The sequence below is a fragment of the Chryseobacterium sp. HNCC26DJ241 genome (assembly GCF_057180505.1).
In genome coordinates, this window is the sequence record NZ_JBXUGL010000011.1 from 1 (window position 1) to 25,354 (window position 25,354).

Annotated in this window: 20 protein-coding genes, 1 other RNA gene and 1 riboswitch; of the genes, 7 read left to right on the forward strand and 14 right to left on the reverse strand. The window is 32.0% G+C overall.

Going from position 1 to position 25,354, the window contains the following annotated elements:
- Positions 1–123 precede the first annotated feature (123 nt).
- From AC2A1C_RS07260 to AC2A1C_RS07275, 4 genes are all read right to left on the reverse strand, one after another.
- Positions 124–573 carry a transposase gene (locus AC2A1C_RS07260; RefSeq protein ID WP_484024813.1) on the reverse strand — a complete coding sequence of 150 codons (450 nt, stop codon included), beginning with the start codon at positions 571–573 and terminating at the stop codon, positions 124–126.
- Between the two features lie 263 nt (positions 574–836).
- Positions 837–1,463 carry a response regulator gene (locus AC2A1C_RS07265; protein ID WP_484024815.1) on the reverse strand — a complete coding sequence of 209 codons (627 nt, stop codon included), beginning with the start codon at positions 1,461–1,463 and terminating at the stop codon, positions 837–839.
- A gap of 35 nt (positions 1,464–1,498) precedes the next feature.
- Entirely contained in the window at positions 1,499–3,640 is a 2,142-nt protein-coding gene (locus AC2A1C_RS07270; protein WP_484024817.1) for a sensor histidine kinase, read from the reverse strand.
- On the reverse strand, positions 3,637–4,461 hold the full coding sequence (locus AC2A1C_RS07275; RefSeq protein WP_484024819.1) for a hypothetical protein: 825 nt from the start codon (positions 4,459–4,461) through the stop codon (positions 3,637–3,639). The genes AC2A1C_RS07270 and AC2A1C_RS07275 overlap by 4 nt, the downstream gene beginning before the upstream one ends.
- Positions 4,462–4,745: 284 nt before the next feature.
- Here AC2A1C_RS07275 and AC2A1C_RS07280 point away from each other — a divergent pair, with 284 nt between their 5' ends.
- The 4 genes from AC2A1C_RS07280 (at position 4,746) to AC2A1C_RS07295 (ending at position 10,076) form a co-directional block, all read left to right on the forward strand.
- Positions 4,746–6,578: a fibrinogen-like YCDxxxxGGGW domain-containing protein gene (locus tag AC2A1C_RS07280; protein ID WP_484024821.1), complete on the forward strand. Its 1,833-nt coding sequence runs from the start codon at positions 4,746–4,748 to the stop codon at positions 6,576–6,578.
- A 338-nt stretch (positions 6,579–6,916) separates the two neighbouring features.
- Positions 6,917–7,225: a hypothetical protein gene (locus AC2A1C_RS07285; RefSeq protein ID WP_484024823.1), complete on the forward strand. Its 309-nt coding sequence runs from the start codon at positions 6,917–6,919 to the stop codon at positions 7,223–7,225.
- 537 nt (positions 7,226–7,762) lie between these two features.
- On the forward strand, positions 7,763–8,719 hold the full coding sequence (locus AC2A1C_RS07290; RefSeq protein WP_484024825.1) for a hypothetical protein: 957 nt from the start codon (positions 7,763–7,765) through the stop codon (positions 8,717–8,719).
- A 4-nt stretch (positions 8,720–8,723) separates the two neighbouring features.
- On the forward strand, positions 8,724–10,076 hold the full coding sequence (locus AC2A1C_RS07295; RefSeq protein ID WP_484024827.1) for a hypothetical protein: 1,353 nt from the start codon (positions 8,724–8,726) through the stop codon (positions 10,074–10,076).
- A gap of 383 nt (positions 10,077–10,459) precedes the next feature.
- Here AC2A1C_RS07295 and ssrA read toward each other — a convergent pair.
- Positions 10,460–10,859, reverse strand: a transfer-messenger RNA (tmRNA) gene (gene ssrA, locus AC2A1C_RS07300).
- A 373-nt stretch (positions 10,860–11,232) separates the two neighbouring features.
- Between ssrA and AC2A1C_RS07305 the strand changes: the two genes are divergently transcribed.
- The 3 genes from AC2A1C_RS07305 to AC2A1C_RS07315 all read left to right on the forward strand — a co-directional run bounded on the left by AC2A1C_RS07305 (position 11,233) and on the right by AC2A1C_RS07315 (position 13,705).
- The gene (locus tag AC2A1C_RS07305) at positions 11,233–12,057 is read left to right on the forward strand and encodes a peptidase associated/transthyretin-like domain-containing protein (protein ID WP_484024829.1); all 825 of its coding nucleotides are present in this window, start codon (positions 11,233–11,235) and stop codon (positions 12,055–12,057) included.
- Positions 12,057–12,836: a carboxypeptidase-like regulatory domain-containing protein gene (locus tag AC2A1C_RS07310; protein ID WP_484024831.1), complete on the forward strand. Its 780-nt coding sequence runs from the start codon at positions 12,057–12,059 to the stop codon at positions 12,834–12,836. The genes AC2A1C_RS07305 and AC2A1C_RS07310 overlap by 1 nt, the downstream gene beginning before the upstream one ends.
- Before the next feature lie 137 nt (positions 12,837–12,973).
- A complete protein-coding gene (locus AC2A1C_RS07315) occupies positions 12,974–13,705 on the forward strand; it encodes an SIMPL domain-containing protein (RefSeq protein WP_484024833.1) in 732 nt (243 codons plus the stop codon).
- A gap of 187 nt (positions 13,706–13,892) precedes the next feature.
- Here the strand turns inward: AC2A1C_RS07315 and metF are convergent, their stop codons facing one another.
- The 9 genes from metF to AC2A1C_RS07360 all read right to left on the reverse strand — a co-directional run bounded on the left by metF (position 13,893) and on the right by AC2A1C_RS07360 (position 25,107).
- Positions 13,893–14,849, reverse strand: coding sequence for a methylenetetrahydrofolate reductase [NAD(P)H] (metF, locus tag AC2A1C_RS07320; RefSeq protein ID WP_484024835.1), 957 nt, complete (start codon positions 14,847–14,849; stop codon positions 13,893–13,895).
- A 324-nt stretch (positions 14,850–15,173) separates the two neighbouring features.
- On the reverse strand, positions 15,174–16,541 hold the full coding sequence (locus AC2A1C_RS07325; RefSeq protein WP_484024837.1) for a Fic family protein: 1,368 nt from the start codon (positions 16,539–16,541) through the stop codon (positions 15,174–15,176).
- A 26-nt stretch (positions 16,542–16,567) separates the two neighbouring features.
- Complete coding sequence (gene metH / locus AC2A1C_RS07330; RefSeq protein ID WP_484024838.1) at positions 16,568–19,228, reverse strand: methionine synthase; 2,661 nt, start codon at positions 19,226–19,228, stop codon at positions 16,568–16,570.
- 153 nt (positions 19,229–19,381) lie between these two features.
- Positions 19,382–19,834 carry an IS200/IS605 family transposase gene (gene tnpA / locus AC2A1C_RS07335; RefSeq protein WP_484024840.1) on the reverse strand — a complete coding sequence of 151 codons (453 nt, stop codon included), beginning with the start codon at positions 19,832–19,834 and terminating at the stop codon, positions 19,382–19,384.
- A 126-nt stretch (positions 19,835–19,960) separates the two neighbouring features.
- Positions 19,961–20,926, reverse strand: a complete 966-nt coding sequence (locus AC2A1C_RS07340) for a homocysteine S-methyltransferase family protein (protein ID WP_484024936.1) — start codon at positions 20,924–20,926, stop codon at positions 19,961–19,963.
- A 64-nt stretch (positions 20,927–20,990) separates the two neighbouring features.
- Positions 20,991–21,356 carry a four helix bundle protein gene (locus AC2A1C_RS07345; RefSeq protein ID WP_484024842.1) on the reverse strand — a complete coding sequence of 122 codons (366 nt, stop codon included), beginning with the start codon at positions 21,354–21,356 and terminating at the stop codon, positions 20,991–20,993.
- A 39-nt stretch (positions 21,357–21,395) separates the two neighbouring features.
- Positions 21,396–22,601 carry an O-succinylhomoserine sulfhydrylase gene (locus tag AC2A1C_RS07350; RefSeq protein ID WP_484024844.1) on the reverse strand — a complete coding sequence of 402 codons (1,206 nt, stop codon included), beginning with the start codon at positions 22,599–22,601 and terminating at the stop codon, positions 21,396–21,398.
- Between the two features lie 32 nt (positions 22,602–22,633).
- The gene (locus AC2A1C_RS07355) at positions 22,634–24,172 is read right to left on the reverse strand and encodes an ACT domain-containing protein (RefSeq protein WP_484024846.1); all 1,539 of its coding nucleotides are present in this window, start codon (positions 24,170–24,172) and stop codon (positions 22,634–22,636) included.
- Positions 24,169–25,107, reverse strand: coding sequence for an alpha/beta fold hydrolase (locus AC2A1C_RS07360; protein ID WP_484024848.1), 939 nt, complete (start codon positions 25,105–25,107; stop codon positions 24,169–24,171). Before AC2A1C_RS07360 ends, AC2A1C_RS07355 begins: the two co-directional genes overlap by 4 nt.
- A gap of 62 nt (positions 25,108–25,169) precedes the next feature.
- Positions 25,170–25,271, reverse strand: a riboswitch (SAM riboswitch).
- Between the last annotated feature and the right edge of the window lie 83 nt (positions 25,272–25,354).

The window sequence follows — 25,354 nt, forward strand, 5'->3', positions numbered from 1 at the left end:
TAAAATTACATCTAACTGAGAAAACTCTTTTTTTTGCAATAAAAAAAAACAAAGATCAGCTTTTTCAGGATGTGAAAAAGTAAGAATATCTTTATAAATTTGTTTATAGTTAGGTTTCATTTTTTAAGAATTTGATTTATCTTTCCTATAAGAATCACCATATTTAGAAAGCCATTTATACAGTGTCGTTTTAGGAATTCCATAATTATTAATTATTTGATCTTTAGTCATTCTTCCCGACTTATATGACTCTATTACAAAATCTACTATTTCAATTGTATACAAATTTTTTCTGAACTGTGGTAAAGTAGAGGGGCTTTTTTCTGTTGCTTTCTTCTTAAATTCGGGGGTATAAAATATCAAATGTTGTGAGTATATTCTAAAAAAATCATATCTTAAAAGTTTACTCCATTTTAAAAGTATATCACAATCCACAGAAGAATGAGAATACATTTCTTCAATTTCAATTTCAGAACAACAAAAAAAATTGCAAATACGATCAATACTAATTTCACATTCAGCCACTCTTTCTTTTATAAGTTGACCGATGTTAATATTTTTAAAAGCACTCATTTTAATACTATCTACATTTTTTTGTCAAAGGTATTACAATGCTTTTTTTTTATATGTAGTATTAATTTATGTCAAAGTAAAATTTTTTCAATTTTAATTATGGATATTCGTTTTTAATAATAATGCCGTAATGGTAGCAATAATTAAGATTTCAAATATTTTATAATAAAATACTTTGATTTAATGTATAAACGAACACATTTGGAGATAGTTGAAAATGTTTTATCTTGATTTTATGATTCCATTTTTTAATGAATTTTCTTCTATAAGTAGATGTTAAATATTTCTATTAGTTCAGATAAATTATTAATTTTTAGTTTTTCAAAAATTCTATTTTTGTATGTACTTACTGTTGATCTTTGAAGATTAAGAATAGACGAAATTTCTAAATTACCATATCCTTTTATTAGCAATCTTGCCACCTCAACTTCTCTATCAGAAAGGTTATTTATTGGATTTATACTTTTATTGGAAACAAACTGATCAAAAATAATTTCTTTCAAATTACTACTATAATAGCTTCCATTTTCACAGAAACTGATAATAGCTCTTTGCATTTCTTGCTCTGAAGTCATTTTGTTTAAATATCCATCTACTCCAGCTTTTACGTATCTGGGTGCATAAATATTTTCATCAAAAGCAGAAAATATTAAAATTTTCACATTTTCATTCAGCATTTTAATTTTATTAATAATATTAGTACCTTCAGAATCTGGTAAATTAATGTCAAGAATTAAAAATTCAATATTTTCAGTTTTTAGAATTTCCATTGCATTACTTATATCTTTCGCTTGAAAAATTTCAGAATTTTTAATGTTATTTTTTATCAATGACAATAATCCTTGTCTTACAATACTGTGGTCATCAACTAACAAAAATTTTTTTTTCATGGTAAATTGTTTAAATAAAACACTATCAAAAGTATTTAAATATTATGATTAAAGTAAATTTTAATAGTTGTACCCTCACCTTCTATACTTTTAATTTCTATAGATCCATTCATTTTTTTCAAAATTTCCTTTATTATTTTATATCCTATTCCAAAATTAGCATTGGTATTATCATTATTGATATTTGAATAATTGTTCAGCTCATCTTGGGTCATTCCTTTTCCTGTATCTTCGATACAGATTATAACTTTCTTTTCCTTTAAATAGGCATTAAGTTTTATAACACCATTATTTGTGTTTTTTATGGCATTATCAATAAGATTATGTATAATAATACTCAAATTGTATTTATTAATACTGGTGTATAATGAGGCTTTCAATAAGTTAATTATTACGTTGCCATTATTTTGAGCAATTCTATCAAAAAGCATTTTTTTCTCTTCCAAGATATCAAAAATATTAACCTTGTGATTTTCATTGTTAATATCTATAAATACCTTACTATAATCCAATATGTTGGTAATAAAATTATAGGTTTGGAATGAAGACTCATACACAGACCATAGAGTATCATCATAATCTTTGTTGTTGTGCTTATTATTTTCTATAAGATATTTAACACCCAAGTTTAAAAACCATAAAGGACTTTTTATATCATGGGTGATAGCACTTATCATCTTTTTTTGATTATCTACTTGTTTGTTAAGTTCTTCCTTTGTTGCATTCAAAGAATTTATAGTATTTTTTTGCTCTATTGTATGCTCTTCTATTTTTAAATTTAATAGTCGATTTTCATTTTCAATATATCTTGTCCTAAATTTTGTAATCATTACTATCAATAACAAAAGGGAAATAACACATAGAATTTTAAACAAATAAGTTTCCCAAAATTTAGGCTCTATATATACGATAATTTCTTTGTTGATATAATCACTACTGAAATTCCTAAACTTTCTTACTTTAATTCTGTGCTCTCCATAACCCAAATTAGGAACAGGAATTGCACCGGAAGCAGAAAGTTTAGACCATTTGTCTGAATTATCAAAGGAGTACTCTATATATAATTCTTTTTGATTACCATAATTAGGACAATCCACATTTATATTAAAACTAATAAAATTCTGTTTAACAGATATTTTATTTGTAAAATATATTGGAACTCCGTTTATATTTCCTCGGTTGATATAGAAGTTTGAAAATGGCAAAACTGTTTTTATAGTAGGATTAACGAAAGCTATTCCATTAATTGTAGGGAAGGCCAAATAGCCATTATTCAATCTGACACCACAATTGGTGGATCCACCATTAAATTCATTTGTTATTAAACCATCTTTCTTGTCGTATCTATAAAAATATGCTGAAGAATCTTTATTTAGAATATATTTTATCAAATTGCTTTTTCTCGCTTGAAATAATCCACTATTAGTAGGAAGCCAATAATAGCCATACTTATCCTCTACAACTGTATGTGTAGTATTGAGAGCTTGGATATCTGTTTTGAGCTTGAAAATTTTCCAATTTCTGAATAAATATAATCCTTTACCATAGGTAGACAACCAGATATTAATACCATCATTGGTACTGATATGTCGGACATTAATTTTTTTAAAATATTTTAGTTCTGACTTTTTATAGTTAAAAATATATAGCCCTTGATAGGTTGCAAGCATTATATTATCTCCAATCTCATACATTGATTCTATATGCGCTTTTATTTTAAAAAATTTTAGAAAGATTTTTCTATTTTTAAAATAAAAATATCCTAATGTGTTATTATTACCACTAAACCAAGTTTTTCCTCCATTTCCTTTAACAATTTCTTCAATATAAAAATCAAAGCCAAGAATTTTTTTGAATTTTTTCTTTTTAGTATCAAGTAAAAATAGAGAGCTGTATTGTTTTAGAATTTTATACTTATCGTTATATTCTATTATGGTATTGTAGTCATTCTTATATTCTCCTAAATCTAAATTTTCTTTAGAACCATTACTGGAAAGTATATATTGATAGTTTGCTGTTATCACACTGCTATCAGAAAATCGATCCAAAGAATAATGAGATTCTATAGTATTGAATTTAAAGGTATTGATCTTAAATTTTCTTATAACACAGAAACCTCTGACACCATCACCGAGAAATAAGATATCATTTTCTTTATCATAATAAAGACTTTTCAAAGACTTTTCAAAGACTTTTCATTTACACAATCTCCTTCATAAATAAGAGAAGAGTCAAATTTTCCATTATTATAGAAAATAAAATAAATTTTATTCTCCTTTACGATAAATAATTGTTGATTTGGAAGATTATTTAAAATGAAATAATCTGATTTCACTGAAGAGTTTGTTTTTATAAGGCTAACATTACCTTTATCATCTATTCTCTCAATAAGCGTTGGATTTTTAAAGTAATATAGCTTATCCTCGCTTAGGAAAAAATTATAAAAATTATATCGATAAAAGTTTTTAGAAAAAATTTGTTTACCGTATTTGTAATAGGTGAGCTTATCATTATAGAAAGTATAATATATATTTTTATCTACCCAAAATGTATATTTTATTTTCTTAAAATCATCATATTCATATTTAGCTTCACGGGAAATATTATCATCAAAATACTCTGAAAACTTATATGTCGAGGAAAATTTATTTTTTAAGTCGATATTTAAAATTTTGCTACGTGTAGAATCTATTAGCTGTACCGTTTGTATTCCTCCAAGATATGTATAAAGAAAGTCTCCTTTTGCGGATCCTCCTATAATTGTAGCTCGATTTTCCAGCATTTTATCTTGATACGTGCTCGATATAAAATTAACACCGTCATATCTAACCAATCCATTTTCGGTGGTTAACCAAATAAAATCATATTTATCTTTTACGATAGATTTTACCGAATTCTGTGGCAATTGACCATTATCCGAAGAAAACCACTCTATTGAATATTCTTTTTGAGCCGAAAGATTAATAAATATAAGCAAAAACAAAAAACTAATTCGCATTTAAGATTTTTGAAATTAAATTGTTTTTTAAAAAAAATTTTTGACCTACAAATTTCATAATTTAAACATATACTAAAGTAGCATATTGATTAACAGCGTGTAGAATTTATACTACATTAAAACATGTTTACAATCTGTGTTTTTATTCGAAAAAGTTTACTACTAAAATATAAAAAAAATTACATCTAAAAAAAAAAAAAAAAAACAATTTTGCCAATCAAAATAAAAGGATTGATTTTTTCAATTCAAATTTATAATAACAAAAAATAGTCTTAGGTAATTTTATGAACACAAAGAATTTTATTTTATTTGTTTTAGGCTTTTCTTCAACAATTCGGGCACAGGTAGGCATCAATAATGCAAATCCTAAAGCAAGTCTAGATATCTTTGCTAAAACATTTGATGGAAGTAAACCAGAAGGTTTAATTGCTCCTCGTCTTACAGGAGATCAGATTAAATCTGGAGATATGCAATATGGAGCCTCACAAACTGGTACTATTATATATGCTACTTCTGCTGTAACTTCTCCCAGTACAAAAACAGCAAATATTACATCTAAAGGATATTATTACTTTGATGGCTCTCTTTGGCAAAAATTAGCAACAGCATCATCAATGTCTAATGTCTGGAGCTTATCTGGAAATTCATCTACAAATCCTGGAACCAATTTTTTAGGTACAACTGATAATCAGGATCTATCAATAAGAACCAATAATACCGAAAAAGCAAGGCTAACTTCCAATGGCAGTTTTGGAATTGGAGTTTCTGTTCCAGAAAACACGTCAATTGTTGATATTTCGTCTACCAGTAAAGGGGTATTATTTCCTAGGATAACAACTACACAAAGAGATCTTATCGCAAATCCTGCAATAGGATTAATGCTTTACAACACAACCGTAAATTGTTTGCAGATATATACTGGTTCTTGGAATTGTATAGCCGGAGTTGGGCAGACTGCATTTAATTTTGATATCAGTAATGCGCCTATTATTAATGTTGATGCAGGTACTCCATCCAGTGGAGTTATTAATGTTCCTATCAATTCTGTTACAATATCCGGCACTGCGAATGTAACTGCAATACCTGTAAATGGTTTTAACTCTCCGGGAATTAATGTCACTTTATCCCCTACAAGTACACAAATTTCTAACTTTCCGTGGAATTATGACGGAGGTGGTACTTATGTAAATTCATTTACATTGCAACCCATAACGCTTACATCTTCATCATCCAACAGCAACGGAATTTTGAACGCATGTGTTTTTAATAAAGCAGTAGCAGATGGGTCTTCGGCTGCAAAAGCCGGCAAATCATGTAAGCAAATCTTAACGGATTTTCCTTCCAAGCTAAATCAAAATGGTATATATTGGTTAGATCCTGATGGTTGTGGTACATATTTTCAACCGGCACAAGCTATTTGCGATATGACGACCGATGGAGGAGGTTGGACACTTGTTATGAATTACGCTTCTAAAACAGTAGATCCTACATTTCAAAATCAGTATTTAACTAATCCAAGTCAGACTCAAATTGATAGAATTAAATATGAACTTCGCACACCTTCTAGTCATACCAACGTTTTCCCTATTAGCAATCCTACTCTTGGTGATGACGATTTTTCCAATAAAACCAAATCCGGCCAGTTATCTACAACAGCATTATCTCATATGGATGCGTTTAATGAGGCAAGATGGAGAATCGAAATTGGGAATAGTAATGTATCGCCAAATGGTGTTTTTGATTTTAAAACTAATAACTTAAGCAATATCAATGTACTAAGAAGAGTTGGAGGAGGAGCTCTAACAAAAGCCTTCACTACTGTGAGCGGTTCAGGTGCGACTTTGAATCCTAATAGTTCAGGAGCTTACTTTGCTAACCTTAATAATATTTCTGCCAACGGAGAATATGCATTATCAATAAACAGTGCAGGAGTTCTAAGCAATCCTGGTTTAGGTTGGAGGGTTGATTATATTATCGGATGTTGTACACAAGCACTTATAAATGGTGCGCAGACAACTCCTGCACTCATAATGTCTAGATATGAAAATAATGCATCCAGTGGAGCTAATACTCGTATATGGTATCATAATGCAATATTTAGAGCATGGGTAAGATAGGTTATTGAATAAAAGAACAAAAAAATTAATTTAAAACTTCTTATAACTCAATCTAATATTCTACATCTTAAAAAGGCAATTATTATACTACACATTTTAATTGCCTTTTAAGTATTTACAACTATTTGAAGATCAATATATTATAAATAATAACATTAAACTTTCATCAAAAGAATTTAGGAAAATCCAATTCTTGAAGTTTAAGACAAATTCACATTTTTAGAAATAACAAAATTCTCTAACTAAAGATTATGCATAAAATCTGTTTTTTTTCTATACTATTCATCTTGATTTCTTGTTCAAAAAAATATTTGGACAACCAATATCAGCCAACAGTCATGAATACAGGTACTGAAGCTAGAATTTTAGGGGATATTGTCCCTAATCATGAAACCCTGATTAATGGAACGCATCTCATCAAAGGAAAATTTTTAGATGGTACATCGGCAATTAGAATATTTGTGTTGCAATCCTCTTCTATAAAACTTAATCAATATAAAGGTAAAAAAGTAATTGTGAGAGGGTTTATTAAAGAAGGCTATCCTGTAGATTATGGAAAATATTATATGAATGTTAAAAATATTGAAATTATAACATCCAATAGAGCCGACAATAGATCTCTAAAAAATACTTCAGTACACAATTAAAAATATAAATTATTGAGAAAACAATTATTTAAACTTATTGAAATTTAATCAAATAAAATGATATAGTTACATTAAAATATATTGATAAATAAGGCTTATGAAATGTTATAAATATCAATCAGAAAATAAAATTTAGGATAGGTTTGCAAGGATATAAACGTAAGAATTGCGGTTTTTTTTAGTGTTGAAAGTAATGTGTCATTTGACAAAATTTAAAAGAAAAACGAAATGCTATTCTAAAAAAAAAATTTATGTAAGAAAACTCATTGAACTTGTTGTTTTTAAAACTGAACAATCAATTAGATAATTCTGCTTAACAATATCTTTATTATTTCTAATATTTTTCTAATATTCCTTTGTTTTTGTAGAAAAAATTCGACACTTCATGTAGTTCAATTTCTATAATTTTTCAACTAATTTTTACAATGAAAATCTTTAATAACAAAGAACTTTGCATCATATTATATATGAAGAAATTAAAAAAATTGTTTTTCTTATTTGTAACAAATAATTAAAAACTTAAAAACATTTACAGTTATGAGAAAAAAAATTATGCCCTTAGCTTTATTGCTTTGTCTAAAAGCATTCCCTCAGGTTGGGATTAACACTTCCTCACCTGAAGCAACTTTTGATATCAGAGGTAAAAATCATCTTGGAGTTGTTACAGCAACAGATGGTATATTAGTACCTAGAGTTAATGATTTATCTACAAATGGATCTGTTAATGGTCAATTAGTATATTTAATTGCAGATGCCGGATTATTTACAAAAGGGTTTTACTATTGGGATGGTAGCATATGGCAAAGAATGCAAGGCCAACAGTATCTAGGTTCTTCTTCGGTTACACTAAATGGAAACTCTTTCGAAAGAGCTGCGCTAACTGGAGATATAACTGCATCTGCAAATAGTAATGCAACAACAATTTCAAATGACGCTGTTACGTCCGCAAAAATTTTAGATAATACTGTAGCCAATGTCGATCTCGCATCCGGCAGCGGAGGGATATATAAAGGAAGCGGTTCTCTTAGCGGCAGTACTACTGTCGACCAAGGAACTAATACATTGGCATTCACATCCACCGCAACTACCGGAACAAGTCATTTTACAGTGGATGGATCTACTTTTAGTATTGATGCCGTAAATAACAGAGCAGGGATCGGAACCAATACTCCAAGAACTACATTAGAAGTTACAGGAGCTGCCGTGAATACCTCCGCACTAAGTACTACACTTACTACTATTGATTTTTCTGCCAGTAATTTAGCTGTTACTTCAGCAACTAATACCAACTATACGCTGAACAATCTTAAAGATGGTGGAGCCTATAGTTTAATTCTTTCTTCTACTTCCAATAGTGGAACAGCGAATTTTACTGCTAGTGGATTTACTATGGTTTATATGGGTACATCTGCAATGACCTCAGGTAAAAACCATATCTACTCCTTTATCGTAGCAGGCACCAATGTATATGTTACTATGGCTACACAAAACTAAAATCATGAAAATAACTAAATCCACAATAAGTAGTTGTATACTTGTCATCATGTCTTTGATTTCAGGCTATACCAACGGACAACTTTTCGGGGGACAGATCAAACCTAAGAAAACTAGTTTTTCATTACCCCCTGGCTTGATTTTGGCACAGAACAGAAAATATTTCATTGGATCTGTAATTGATAATGACTATTTGCCATATACACCTCCATCCTCCTCTGCATCTTTGATACCAGCAGCTGCAGATAACAACACCAATACAAATGGGATAGAAATACCTCTTAATATACAAGGTAGTCTTACCACTACTGGCGTAACCCTCAAGATTCCTATAGTGCAAAGTTCAGCAAGCGGTACGTTACCTGCATATTCTTATACAGTGAATGTACCAAGTCTATATACTGAAGACGGAATTAGCGGAGACGTTGTTTTCAGCTGGGCTTCGCAAGCTTATCCCCTTGTGACTCTTGGCAGCACACCCAATAAGTATATTACAGCTAAGATTGCAACTGTATCAGGAACCCTTAATCTAAAAAAACTTGATATCAACTCCGGTATAGGAGATGATTATCTGGGTTTTTTAGTAGCCCAATTTTTATATCCATATAGCTCTACCAACACTACCACATGCCAGCTTAGAGATCATCCTGGTATCCCCGATAAAATGATAGGATTGCCTGATAAAGCTAGTAATATATCCACCCATAGATTTCTTTATCTGCCTGCACAGGCTGAAACTATAGCAGGTGAAATCTGGCTGAATAACAATCTTGGGGCTATGTACTCAAATATTGGAGGAGCTAACTTTGCACCATTTACCCAAGCAACGGCCAGTAATGATGAAAAATCTTATGGATCTTTGTTCCAATGGGGAAGAGCACCGGACGGACACGAACTGGTCAATTATACCTCACCTACTAGTGGAACTGCGGTTTATGGTACAACAGCTGGACCTGTTTCTACAGATACTCCTAACACTCCTAATTATATTTCTGTGCTTACGAGCGTCAACTGGACTACTACAAATACCACTACTTTATGGGATGTTGGTGCGGCTAATAACCCTTGTCCTTCCGGGTTTACAGTTCCTACAATTGGTGGAACTACGGGTCAGCTTACGGTACTTTTTAATCAACTAGGATTTCCCTATATTGCCAATGCAAGCTCTACGGGTAACAGTCTGAAAATTCCTACTGGTCGTTGGAGAGGTATTAATGGGAATCTTGCGTCAATTGCTGAGTTTGATCTTTTAAGTTCATTATCTACAAGTAACGACACCGCTGGAGTTCTAAATACCAGTGGAGGAGCTTCCAGAATTAAATCTCAAGGCTATCCTTTGAGATGTATTAAAAATTAATTTATAGAATTGAAGTAAAATTTAACCACGCTTTTTAGGCGTGGTTCTTTTGTTAATTATTTTAATCATTAATATGCATAGAAAATAGATTTATGTCAAAATAAATAAGGAAATTTTCCGCCACATATTTAAATTGTCATCTATTTTATGGGCAAATTCACTCCGAGGTATTTATCTTTTGATTTCTTTCTCCATTGGAGATCAGTAGAACTCTGAATATCTTTATGTTGTATGATTAATTTTAAAGATTAATACTTATCTGGTTCAAATTCTAAATTAGTTTTATATTCAAAAATTCAATAGTAAAGAAAAAAATATCTTTGAGAATTGACACTAGTATCTCTAAAAAAAATCCCTATAAATCAATATTTTATAGGAATTTTTTGTGGAGTTGGAGGGATTCGAACCCTCGTCCAAACAAGCAATACATAAGCTTTCTACATGCTTATTCTGTTTTTGGTTTTCGTCGTAAAGCAGACAACAGACCGCCAACTTTACGCTTATCTTCTAAAATTTTCGTTCCCGAACCGAAGTTTTTCGGGACTTATTTCCGCATTTTCTATGCCTCGAAATCGAACGTCGCAGAACAGAACTTTCGGGAGACATCTTGTTTCCTTACTATACTTCAGGAAAAACGCTAATCGTACTAAACTTCAGATTAAGCAGCAAGAGCAAACTCTTCGTTGCCAGTTAAATTTTGTAGCAAGGGATTTAAGAGATCGCGCTACGGTTCTCTGCATGCTTACTTACCCATTGGTCTTGCTGTCGAAACCAGTCAACCCCCATTTTGATAAGGTTGCAAAATTACAGAAAAAAATATGCCACTCCAAAATCATTTTACACTAAAAATAACATACATTATACCATTTATTTGGGCGTGTCCCTCTCCAAAACTTTGGCAGCAGCTCGGGTCGGGCTGTCCGTTGCAATCTTTTTTTTGGTTGCGGCGGCTTCGCCGCCGCAACCAAAAAAAAGGATTTACACTTCCATCCCTCACGCAAAAAGCGTTCTTCATTAGAAAATTTTTAACAAAAATGAAACATTCGTTTCCTAAAAAAATCTTAAAACCGCTTAAAGAGGGTTAAACTTTTCATTAATTTAACATAAAACGCTTTGCAAAAAAATTATCAGTTTAATTTTATCAAAATTTTTGTCTGTGAAATTAAAATTACTCGCTCTATTATTCACTTTTTTGGCCACAATGTTTTACGCTCAAAAAAAATACATTATTGGGAATGTAAAAAATGAAACAAAGGAAAATATTCCTACTACGTATGTATATAATCCCAGAACAGAAGAGCTTATTATTACGGACATTTCAGGTAACTTTATAATTTCTGCTATTGCTTCGGATGAGTTGAGAATAATTAAAAATGGCTATGAACGTACTTCTCTAAAAATATCCGATGATGACTTCAAAAAACCTGTAGAAATTTTGCTGAGCAAACTCCCTTACGAGATTCAGGAAGTTGTAATTGCGTTTACTCCCACCGGAGATTTGAAAAAAGATTTGGCTTATTTCAAAACTTCGGAACGAATTGAAAAACTAAATACCGAAATGGACAATTACATGAAAACTCCATTGAATAAACCAATTCCACAAAACAAAATCCCTTCTTCATTCGCACCTCGCAACCTGAATGAAGGCCTACTTTCCATTCTGAGCATGGATTTAGGAAGTGGAAAATCGGGAGGAATTGTAGGATTAATTGGAGCTATTGCCAGAAAAAAGGATAAGATCTCAACTCCGGATTATTCGGAAGTAAAAGATTTTTATCGTCGGGTAAAAGAAACGGTTGATATCAGTTATTTCAAGCAATACGGTCTTTCTGAATATGATTTTGAAATATTTCTTGCGTATGCCGACAAAACGTTTTCGCTGACTAAAAAATTTGACAAAAATTTTGACAAAGCAGCAATAGAAGCACAATTGAAGATTGCACTTGTCGAATATTTGAAAACACATAATATCAATTCCTGATGCTTCGTTGTTCAATTATTTTATTTTTATTTTTCGCCACTCTCCTATTTTCTCAGCAAGTTTCAGGAATTGTAACAGATGAAGAAAATAATGCACTTCCAGCCGTAATGGTTTTCAATATGAAGACGGAGAAAAAGACATACACCAATCTTAATGGAGAATTTACCATAGCTGCTTCCGAAAACGATGAGCTTCGTTTTATAAGAAAAAGTTATGATAGAACTTCCAAAATTTTGAAACCTGTCGATTTTCTATATACATTCCATATAAGTATGGTTAGAATTCCTGAAGAAATCGAGGAAGTTCAAGTTCCAAGTGTCCGTCTTTCAGGAAATATAGATAAAGATTCAAAAAATCTCACCAAAATTGATAAAGTAGATCAGCTTCAAAAAGAAATTGGAGTACCAAAACCACCCGAAAAGCCAAGAGAAAAACCGGCAGATGTAAAGAAAAATATTCTTTTGCCATTACTTTTTGCCAATTTAAATGTTCAGGCCATTTATGATGTAGTGAGTGGAAAGGCAAAACGCCAGAAAAGATTATATAAATATGAAGATTTGCAAGATAATATAACTTGGATTCGGAAAAGAATTCCGGACGAATATTTCACAAAAGCCGGAATTCCTGAAGAAAAAATTTCAGAATATCTACAATTTTCTATCGGACTGAAGCCGGATTTAACTAAATATATTAAAGCCAAAAATCTTTCAAGAGTAATGCTAGATTTGGAAGAAACATTACCAAAATATTTAGAAAACACAAAAGTTAATAATCCTTAAATAAAAGTTAATAAAATCTTAAAATTTTGGAATGAAATTTGATATTTCTTTTTTAGCTTCATTTCTATTGTTTTGAATTTCTTATATTTAGAAATAATTTTTTTGAAGCTAATTAACCAAAACCCTTTTCACAAATTATGAATAAAAACATTATTGCTATTACCATTGCAGCCTTAGGTTTTATTATTGGACTTGCATTTTTGGGAAGTGCCATCAAAAACCGCAACAAATCTGAAAATACCATTTCGGTTACAGGTTTGGGAACTAAAAAATTCACATCCGATTTGATTACATGGAACGGAAATTTTTCCAGAAACAGTTTTGAACTTAAAGAAGCATACGATGCTCTTGCAAACGATAGGAAAGTAATCGAAAATTATCTCCTGAACAAAGGAATTCCAAAAAATGAAATTGTTTTTTCTGCGGTAGATATTCAGAAGCAATTCTCATATAGCAATGATTCCGGTGGAAACAGCCATCAGACTTTTGCAGGATATCAGCTTTCTCAGTCTGTTTCCATTGACAGTAAAGATGTAGCCAAAATTGAAAATCTTTCCAGAAATATTACGGAAATTATCAATTTGGGAATTGAATTTACCTCTTCTCCTCCAAGCTATTTTTACACAAAATTAGCCGATGTAAAGCAACAAATGATTGCTGACGCAACAAAAGATGCAAAAGAGCGAGCCGAAAAAATTGCAGAAAATGCAGGAAGTAATTTGGGAAATCTGAAAAAAGCAACAATGGGTGTCATCCAAATCACAGCTCCCAATTCTAATGAAGATTATTCGTATGGAGGGACTTTCAATACTTCTTCAAAAGAAAAAGAAGCAAGCATTACAATAAAATTAGAATACGAAGTAGATTAATCTCAACATAAGAAATTTATCTTAATGTGGCCGAAAATAATTCCGGCCATTTTTTATTTAAAAAAAACTTGAAGCGGTAACCAAAGTTATATTTTATAATCCTGAAACCCCATAAAAACCACTTTAAAATACTGAAAATCAACAAAAAAAGCGGAAGATTTTTTCTTCCGTCAAAAGTTAATCATCTTTAGAATATTTCTCTTCCGATTTTCAATATATTATCACTCTTCCCCATCGAATAAAAATGCAGAACTGGAATTCCAAAATCCAAAAGTTCTTTGCATTGGTTGATACACCACTCTATTCCTAACTCCCGCACATCTTTATTATCCTTACATTTCAAGACCTCTGAAATTAGAGTTTCCGGAAGATCAATTTTAAAAACGTGAGGCAAAAGTTGCAGGTGATTTTTAGTAGCAATCGGCTTGATTCCGGGAATTATAGGCACATTGATCCCTATTTCTCTGGCCTGTCTTACAAATTCAAAAAACTTCTGATTATCAAAAAACATTTGAGTCACAATATAATCTGCTCCTGCCTCTACTTTCTTTTTGAGCATTTGCAAATCATAATTCATGGAAGGAGCTTCTATATGTTTTTCGGGATAACCGGCAACTCCAATGCAAAAACTATTATTTTCTTCACTTTCAATTTCACCGTGAAGATATTTTCCAGCACCTAAATCCTGAATTTGCTTTACTAAATCCGAAGCATATTTATTTCCGCCAATGGTTGGTTCAAAATATTTTTCGCCCTTCATAGCGTCACCACGAAGCGCCATTACATTATTGATTCCCAAATACATACAATCTACCAAAAGATATTCTGTCTCTTCCTTGGTAAAACCTCCACACAAAACATGCGGAACAGTGTCTACTCCATATTTATATTGTATTGCAGCGCAAATTCCCAAAGTTCCGGGACGCATTCTTGTGATTTTTCTTTCAAAAAGTCCATTTCCTTTTTCAATGAAAATGTATTCTTCTCGGGATGTAGTAACGTCTATAAACGGTGGTTTAAACTCCATCAAAGGATCTATATTTTTATACAAATCCGAAATCCCTGTTCCTTTTGCTGGTGGAATAATCTCAAAAGAAAAAAGCGTTTTTCCGTTGGCATTTTTTATGTGTTCTGTGATTTTCATTTGTCATTGCGAGGAACGAAGCAATCTGTTCCTATTTCTTATATTTTAAATTTATTTTGGGCGTGTCTCTCTCCAAAACTAAGTCCTTTGCTCGGGTCGGGCTATCCACTACAATCTTTTTTGTTTTTGTCCTTCTACTTCGCTCAGGATGACAAAACAAAAAAGGATTTCCGTTTCTATCCCTCACGCAGTTTGGTTGGTTGTTTTTAATTTTATTCTAATTTCTTTCGCCACTTCGTGGCTCAGATGGATTGTTTTTATAATTTCATTGGGCTTTGCCCAATGCTTTTTATGTCGGTGCTTCGCACCTTTTTTATCTTCAAATTATTTGGAATTATTTTTAATTTCAGTCATCAGATAATTAAGAATATCTTTTGAAACTTCTTGATAAATTTGATCTAAATTATCATTATATGAATATGTCTTTGAATATGAAATTCCATTCATTTGGAAATCTTTATAGACTTTGCTATACGTCATTTTTTCAATAAAATACTTAATTGTTTTATTTTTTATTGATATTGAAAGATTAAAAGCTGTATTAAATTCATTTTTAATATGATCCTGAAAACTAAAAGGCATTTTCAATTCAAAACTGTCGAGTGGAACTGATCCAAAGTCTTTATTAATTTTATCTAAAAATAAATTATAATCATCAAGATAATAATTTGAATCCGAATAATTCAAATAAGATTCTTGAAAAAGTTCTCCAATTTTACTCAATTTTGGCAACAGATATTCAAAAAAATTAACGACATATTGATTCATTAGTTTTGTTCTATCTTTTTCAGAAGTTAAAATTGAAGGCTCTATTGCAGATTCTTTTAAAAACAAATCTATTTCCTTATCCAAATCATCGGGTTCATTTATATCTTCTCCTGCGATTGCTTTTTGGTAAATACTAAAACTGTGAGCGATGCTTTCTGCAAAAAGTAAAACCAAATCATTGTAAATTCCATTATCAGCGATATTTAAAGCTGCATAATACTGGTTTTTATCTTTGTTTTTAACTACAATTACAGGATATTGTTGTTTCAGTAAAATGAAATTGCTTAGTAATCTTGCCAATCTTCCATTGCCATCATCAAATGGATGAATGGCAGTAAATTTATGATGAAAAATGGCCGAAATAATTACAGGGTGCCAATTATCTTGTTCAGCATTTCTGTACCAGTCCAACAATTTGTTCATTTCAAAGGGAACTTCTTCTGGATTGGTGTAGTAATGTATATCACCCGAAACTGTTTTTACGTGATTCGGAGAAGTTTTGTATTTTCCTATTTTTATTTCTTTCTGAAATTCAATTCCTTCTGGAGAAATGGTTTTCATGAAATAAGGTTCTACCAATAAGATTTTATGCAAATCAAAAATATCATTTTCAGAAATTGGCCTGTTTTCCTTGATGAGTTGAAGCATAAATTGTATTGCTTCGTTATGACCTTTAATATCCAAATGATCTTTGAAAGGTTTTCCTTTTGCTGTAAGACCAAAATTTAAAAATGCAATAGTCTCTCCATAGCTCAATTGATTGCCCTCAATAGCATTAGAATTGTAATTCCAATCCAATTTTAATTTTTGGAAAATCTTATCTTCCATTTCTCTGGAAAATGGTCGCTTTCCATCTATTTCCTTTTTTTTTTGGTCAATAGATTTTATTTCTTCCAAATTTTCTAAAAATCTTAAATTTTCCATTGCTTATTTTTTAACAAAAATACAAACTAATCCACTAAATTCGGGCTCAACCATTTTTTAGCAAAATCCAATTCTATATTTTTTCTTTCAGCATAATCTTTCAATTGGTCTTCGGCAATTTTTCCTACCCCAAAATATTTTGATTTTTGATTCCCGAAATAATATCCGGAAACTGCTGCTGCTGGAAACATAGCCAAACTCTCCGTGAGTTTCACTCCAATATTTTCTTTTACTTTCAATAAATCCCAGATCGTCAATTTTTCCAAATGATCCGGGCAAGCTGGATAACCAGGAGCAGGTCTGATTCCCAAATATTTTTCTTTGATTAAATCTTCGTTTTCTAAATTTTCATCAGAAGCATAACCCCAATATTCTGTTCGTATTTTTTTATGCAAAAATTCGGCAAAAGCTTCTGCAAAACGATCGGCTAAAGCTTTTACCATAATGGCGTTGTAATCGTCATTCAGCTCTTCATATTCTTTTGCTAATTCATCCGCACCGAATCCTGTACAAACACAGAAAGTTCCGATGTAATCTTGTTTTCCGGAATTTTCTGGCGCAATAAAATCACTTAAAGCAAAATATTCTTTCCCTTCGGATTTTTTGTGTTGCTGACGCAAAGTTCTGAAAGTCGAAATCACATTCCGATTTTCATCATAAACCAAAATATCATCTTGTTCATTCGCATTTGCAGGAAAAATCCCAAAAATACACTTTGCTACAAAACTCTTTTCTTTCAGGATTTTTTTGAGCATTGTCTGAGCTTCATTGAATAAAATGGTCGCTTGTTCTCCAACTACATTATCCGTCAAAATTTCAGGAAATTTTCCAAATAATTGCCAGCTTCTGAAAAACGGAGACCAATCTATAAAATCAACCAATTCATCCAGATTTTGGTCTTCAATAATAGTAATTCCTAATTTCTTCGGAGTTGGAATATTTTCATTTTCCCAATCGATTTTGAATTTTTTCTCACGCGCTTCTGCAATCGAAACATATTCTTTATCCACTTGTCGGTTCAGGAATTTTTCACGGAAATCTGCGTAATCTGATTTTAATTCAGAAATAAATTCTGCGTTTCTATTACTCAACAAAGAACTAACCACACCAACAGCTCTGGAGGCATCATTCACATGTACTACCGCATTTTTATATTTTGGATCAATTTTTACTGCAGTGTGAGCTTTAGAAGTTGTAGCACCACCAATCATCAACGGAAAATTAAGATTTTTTCGTTCCAATTCATCGGCAATATGTACCATCTCATCTAAACTTGGTGTAATCAATCCACTTAAACCAATCACATCCACTTTTTCATCAATTGCCGTTTGAATAATTTTTTCCGCAGGAACCATCACTCCCAAATCTACAATTTCGTAATTGTTACAACCCAAAACCACACTCACAATATTTTTACCAATATCGTGAACATCACCTTTTACTGTTGCCATCAAAACTTTTCCGTTCGCTTTTTGTGTAGAATCTTTTTCCGATTCAATAAAAGGCTGAAGATAAGCCACGGCTTTTTTCATCACTCTCGCTGATTTTACAACTTGCGGAAGAAACATTTTCCCACTTCCGAATAAATCTCCGACAACACCCATTCCTGTCATTAAATTTCCTTCGATTACATCTAAAGGTCTTGCAGCAATTTTTCTCGCTTCTTCTACATCTTCTTCAATAAAACGGTCAATTCCTTTTACTAAAGCGTGTGTAATTCTATCTTGTAATGGTTGATTTCTCCAACTTAAGTCTTCTACTTTTTCCTTTTTTACCGATTTATGTTTTTCGGAATAATCTAATAATCTTTCCGTAGCATCGTCTCTTCTGTCAAGCATTACATCTTCTACCAGTTCCAATAAATCTTTTGGAATTTCGTCATAAACTTCTAGCATTGTAGGATTTACGATTCCCATATTCATCCCGTTTTTAATGGCGTGATACAGAAAAACCGAATGCATTGCTTCTCTCACGGTATCGTTTCCTCTAAATGAAAATGAAACATTGGAAACTCCACCCGAAACCGAAACGTGAGGTAAATTTTCGCGAACCCATTTTGTTGCTTCTATAAAATCCAAAGCATTTCTACGATGCTCTTCCATTCCTGTTGCAACAGGGAAAATATTCAAATCGAAAATGATATCTTCTGCAGGAAATTTTACAATTTCTGTGAGAATTTGGTAACTTCTTTTGCAGATTTCAATTCTACGTTCGTAATTATCCGCTTGTCCGATTTCATCAAAAGCCATTACAATTACGGCTGCTCCGTATCTTTTTATAGCTTTTGCTTGCTTAATGAATTCTTCTTCACCACCTTTCAAACTGATGGAATTTACTACGCATTTTCCTTGAACGACTTGTAAACCCGCCTCCAAAATTTCCCATTTTGAAGAATCTATCATGATCGGAATTCTGGCAATATCGGGCTCAGAAGCTATTAAATTCAGAAATTTAATCATAGATGTTTTTCCATCAATCAATCCATCATCAAAATTGACGTCCAAAATTTGCGCACCACCTTCTACTTGATGTCTTGCAATATCCAACGCTTCGGAAAATTTTTCTTCTTTAATCAATCGAAGGAATTTTTTAGAACCTGCAACATTGGTTCGTTCTCCAACATTGATGAAGTTACTTTCGGGAGTTATAATTAAAGGTTCGAGACCAGATAATTTTAAATATTTCATTTTTTTAAATTTTTGGAGAAGCCACGAAGTGGCGAAAGCATTAGCCAAGGGTGGAACCCTTGGTTGTGTAATATTAGCAGCATTGCGGAGCCCTGAAAGGGCGAAATCCTTTTTTCTATATTTAAAAATATATCAACAAAGTATATTTTAAATTTAATCCCAAACATATCTTTCATCATATTCTACATTATATTTTTTTAAAAATTTTACATACTCTTCTTGGAACGTCAATTTTCTATGATGTTCTTCTTGATTTGTTATATAATTTTTAACTACTTCTATCTCGGTTGGATTAACTGAAAATGCACCATATCCATTCTGCCAATAAAAATTTGAAAAATTTTCCCCTTTTGTCTTAATCCATTTTGAAGAATTTGATTTTATCTTTTCTATTAAATTCATCAGAGCAATTTTTTTGGAAAGCAAACACAAAATATGAATGTGATCTTTATGTCCGCCAACTTGAATCGGATTACATTCCAAATTTTTACAAATACCTCCTATATAACTGAACAAATCTTCATTAATTGAATCATCAATTAAAGGTTGCCTATGTTTAGTGCTAAAAACCAAATGCACATAAATTTTATTTAAAGATTGTCCCATTCTGTTTTCTTTTCTTTCGGTCTTTCAGACCTCATCATTATTTCGTTTCATTTTACATCGGGCTTCACCCGATGCTGTTGATTTCGCCACTTCGTGGCTTGACTGTAATTGAGAAACCGACAACGATTAACCAACAACCGACAACTTTCTAGGTTCATAATCTTTCACCAATTCTGCAATAGCTTTAATGTGATCTGGAGTCGTTCCGCAACAACCTCCGATAATATTGATTAAGCCTTTTTCAGCATATTCTTTTATTTGATCCGCCATTGCTTCCGGAGATTCGTCATACTGACCAAAAGCATTTGGTAAACCCGCATTTGGATACGCAGAAATATAAAAATCTGAATTATGGGAAATCGTTTCTAAATAAGGTGTCAATTGTTTTGCACCAAGAGCGCAGTTAAAACCAACGCTCAATAAATTGAGATGAGAAACAGAAACGAGAAATGCTTCCGCAGTTTGCCCACTCAATGTTCTTCCCGAAGCATCAGTAATCGTTCCGGAAACCATAATTGGAATTTCAATATTTCTTTCTTCCTGAATTTCATCAATCGCGAAAAGTGCGGCTTTTGCATTGAGAGTATCAAAAATAGTTTCCACCAAAAGAATATCAGAACCACCATCTAGCAATGCTTCTGCTTGTTGTTTATACGCAATTCGTAACTCATCAAAAGTAATAGCTCTAAAACCCGGATCATTTACATCGGGAGAAAGTGAAGCCGTTTTGTTTGTCGGCCCAATAGAACCTGCAACAAATCTTGGCTTTTCAGGATTTTGAACAGTAAATTCGTCGCAAACTTTTCTGGCAATTTTTGCAGATTCATAATTCAGTTCGTAAACCAAATCTTCCATGTGATAATCTGCCATTGCAATGGTAGTTCCGGAAAAAGTATTGGTTTCAATAATGTCGGCTCCAGCTTCCAAATATTTACGGTGAACTTCTTCAATAGCATGAGGTTGTGTTAAAGAAAGTAGATCGTTATTTCCCTTTAAAGGAGATTTCCAATCTTTGAATCTTTCTCCACGATAATCTTCTTCCTCAAATTTGTATCGCTGAAGCATGGTTCCCATTGCTCCGTCCAAAACCATTACTTTAGTTGAGAGTTGATGGCTGAGAGTTGAGAGTTTAGAGTTCTCAACATTACTCTTTATATTATTTTCCATTTTCAAGTTTTTTATAATAGGTAATAAATCCACTGATTAATTTTTTGCAAAGAATAATTTTGGATTGAATAATATTGAATTCGTCTTCATTAATATATTTTTGGTCTAAAGAAATATATAACTGGGTTTCTAATTCATAAACCGAACCTCTTGCAATATGTAGAAAATTTAGTGTGTCTTTTGATGTTTTTCTTCCACAGCCTTCAGCAATATTCGATGGAATAGAAACAGCTGAGCGTCTTATTTGATTGGTTAAACCAAACAATTCTTCTTTAGGAAATTTTTTAGTAAAATCATAAGCCAGATTTGCTAATTTCCGGCTTTCAATCCATACTTCCAATTCTGTATAATCCATAATTTTTTAATCTATCAACTTTTAACCATCAACTCTCAACTAGCTAAGAGCTTGTTTCAAATCATTAATAATATCATCCACATTTTCCAAACCAACGGAGCAACGAACCAATCCAGCGGTAATTCCTACTTCGCTTCGTTCTTCATCCGAAAGTTTGGAGTGCGTTGTAGAAGCAGGATGCGTAACAATCGTTCTCGTATCTCCCAAGTTTGCAGAAAGAGAACACATTTTTATTTTATTGAGAAAATTTCTTCCTCCTTCTATTCCACCTTTTATTTCAAAAGCAACAATATTGCCTCCTAATTTCATTTGCTTTTTGGCAATTTCATAATTGGGATGAGATTTTAGGAACGGATATTTTACCAAATTTACATTAGGATGCGTTTCTAAAAATTCTGCAACTTTCAATGCGTTTTCGCAATGTTTTTCGACACGAATTGCTAAAGTTTCCAAACTTTTACTTAAAACCCATGCATTGAATGGCGACATTGCCGGTCCTGTATTTCTGGCAAAAAGATAAATTTCCTGAATCAAATCTTTTCGTCCAACTGCAACTCCCCCCAAAACTCTTCCTTGTCCATCAATCAGTTTAGTAGCAGAATGAACAACAACATCGGCTCCGTATTTTATTGGTTGTTGTAAATATGGAGTTGCAAAACAATTATCAACAATGAAAAGCAAATTATGTTTTTTTGCAATAGTTCCTAAAAATTCCAAATCCAAAATTTCAATTGCAGGATTGGTAGGTGTTTCCAGATATAAAATTTTGGTGTTTGGCTGAATGTATTTTTCAATATTTTCAGAATCTTCGGCTTTGAAATAAGTTGTTTCAATATTCCACTTCGGAAAATATTTGGTGAATAATGTATGCGTAGAACCGAAAACTGACTGGCAACTCACAATATGATCTCCCGAATTCAGAAGCGCCGCAAATGTGGAATAAATGGCTGCCATTCCTGTTGCAAAAGCATATCCCGATTCTGCCCCTTCCATTTGAGCAATTTTTGTAACAAATTCCGTAACATTCGGATTGCTAAAGCGGCTGTAAAGATTTTTAGGCTTTTCTTCCGCAAAACTTGCACGCATATCTTCCGCATCTTCAAACACAAAACTTGAAGTAAGATACAACGGAACCGAATGTTCATCAAACTGCGTTCTTTCCGTTTGCGTTCTTATTGCTAATGTTTCGAAATTAGTTGTTGGTTGATACTCGTCAGTTGATAGTTTTTCCCCGTTATTCATCATTAATACATTTTACGTTGTACTTTTTACAAGAATTATTTAGTTTCACTCAATCTTAAAATATCTCCGAAAACACCTCTTGCCGTTACTTTTGCTCCGGCTCCGGCTCCCATTATTACGATTGGATTTTCGCCATAGCTTTCTGTGTAAATTTCAAAAATGGAATCTGAGCCTTTCAGTTGTCCGAGTGCGGAATTTACAGGAACAGAAACCAGTTTTACATCCAATTCACCTTTATCTTTTTGTAAATCTCCATGCAAATCTCCTAAATATCTCAAAACGTGGTCGGTTTCCTGATTTTCTTTTATTTTCTGAAATTCTTCATCCAATTCTTTCAAGCGCAAAATAAATTCATTCTTTTCGATTTTCAATAAACTTTGAGGAATTAAATTTTGAATTTTAATATCCTGAAATTCATTGATTAAATCCAATTCTCTTGCTAAAATCAGAAGTTTTCTTGCGACATCATTTCCTGAAAGGTCTTCTCTCGGATCAGGTTCGGTAAAACCTTTTTCCATTGCTTCGCCAATAATTGTAGAAAATGCATCATTCCTCACCGAAAAATTATTGAAAATATAACTTAGTGATCCGGAAAAAACACCTTTTATTCTTGTAATATTTTCTCCTGACAAATGCAGCAATTTAATAGTATCAATCAATGGTAAGCCTGCACCAACATTGGTTTCGTACAGATATTTTTTATTGTTTTTAACTAAAATCGTACGCAAATTTCTATATTCCGAAATCGGTAGTGTGTTGAAAACTTTGTTGGAAGAGACTATATCAAATCCGTTTTCAGCCAAAATATGGTAATTCTTCACAAAATCTTTATTCGCCGTATTATCAACCGCAATAAGATTTTCAAACTGGTTTTCTTTGGCAAATTCAATCACTTTCTTAGTTTCCGAAGGATGAATGGTAGAAATAATTTCATCGTTCCAGTTTTCATCAAAGCCTATATTGTTTAAAGCTAATTTTTTGGAATTAGCAATAGCAATGATTTTCAGGTCTAATTTTTTTCTTCTCTTTATTTCTTCGGAGGATTCTAAAATCTGCTCAATCAATGTTTTACCCACGTTTCCGTGTCCGAAAATAGCAAGATGCAACGTTTTTGGTCTTCCAAAAATTTCAGCTTCTATAATGTTTTTGGCTTTCTCATCCTGAGAAGAAGTGACCACAATATTTACACGATTTTCCGAAGCAACCTGGTTCAGGATAAGCGGAAAAATATTGTTTCTGGCTAATTCCGCAGAGATTTTATTATAATCATCGGTGACAAAACCAATGACAGAAACATTATTGATACTGTAAATCAATTTTACTTTTCCAGACTTTCTTTCTTCAGAAAACTCTTCAATTAAGCAATTTACCCCTTTTTCAGCATCATTTTCGTTCACCAAAACAGATATACCGTTTTCGATAGCTTGTTGGGAAATAACACCCACACTTATTCTCGCATAAGTGAGTGCTTTGAAGATCCTTCCATCAATACCTACTTCTCCAAGGAAATTTTTTCCTTCAAATTTAATGATGGATTTATTTTTCAAAAGTCGTACTTCGTATTTTCTTTTCATATACTAAAAATTGGAGTTAAAATTTCGTTTAGCTGCCCGTATTCCATTAGAAACGCATCATGTCCATGAATGGATTCTATTTCATAATAGAAAGCATTTTTTTTATTTTCGATTAAAAAATCATACGTATTTTCCATTTCAAAAGCAGAAAAAAAAAGATCTGAATCTATTGATATTAAATGAAATTCAGTATTGATTTTATTTATTTGCTCTTTGCTCCCGTTGATATTCATCAAAAGATGATTTACCAATTTATATGCCTTTAAACTAAATCTTTCGTTTAAACGATTTCCATGAAAATCCAGCCAATCTTGTGATTTCAGAATTCCTTTTTCTTTATCCATTTCTCTTTGGAATCTTATGTTCAAAGAAGCCGGTGTTCTGTAGCAAAGCATCGCATGAATTCTTGCTTTTTCTATAGGTTTTTCATTGCTTTCCAACAAAAATTTCTGAACCCGACATTGAGAATACAACCAATCCGAAGTTTTAAAATCAGTAGCAATGGGAATAAATTTTTCTGTTAAATGATTTTCAAGAGCCAACATTTCCCAACCAATAGAGCCACCAATGGAACCTCCGATTATTGCAAATAATTGATGAATATCCAATTCTTTCAGACCCAAGAGGAAAAGAGAAGCAATATCATGAACGGTAAAATTTTCATAATCATCAATAAAAAATCCGTCAAAACCATTTCCCGGAATATTGAAACAAATAATGGTAAACTGGTTTATGTCGATTGCTTTATTTTTTCCAACCACATTTTTCCACCAGCCATTTTCTCCTGCAACATCAGAATTACCTGTAAGAGCATGATTTACTAATACAATTGGAGCAGAATGAAGCTCTTTCCCAAAAATTTGATAACTTAAAGGGATATCATCTACTCTTCCTGAGATGGTTTTAAAGTTTCTAATGTAGGTTTGTTGCAGCAAGTTTTCAGTTTAAATTTATTAAAATATAATTGAAAATGCTACTAAGAATGTAGAAAAATTGCCTGTTATCTTTCTCTAAAAGAGTAGAATTTAGCACCTTCTTCGTTCCCGAAGGGTTGCCAAGGTTTCATAGAGTCTAATCTCTCCACCTTTCTTGATAACATTTTCAATATGTAAAAGAACAAATCTGACTGCAAATGTAGGATATAATTTTAACATTCAGAAATTTTTTTATTTCATAATTTTG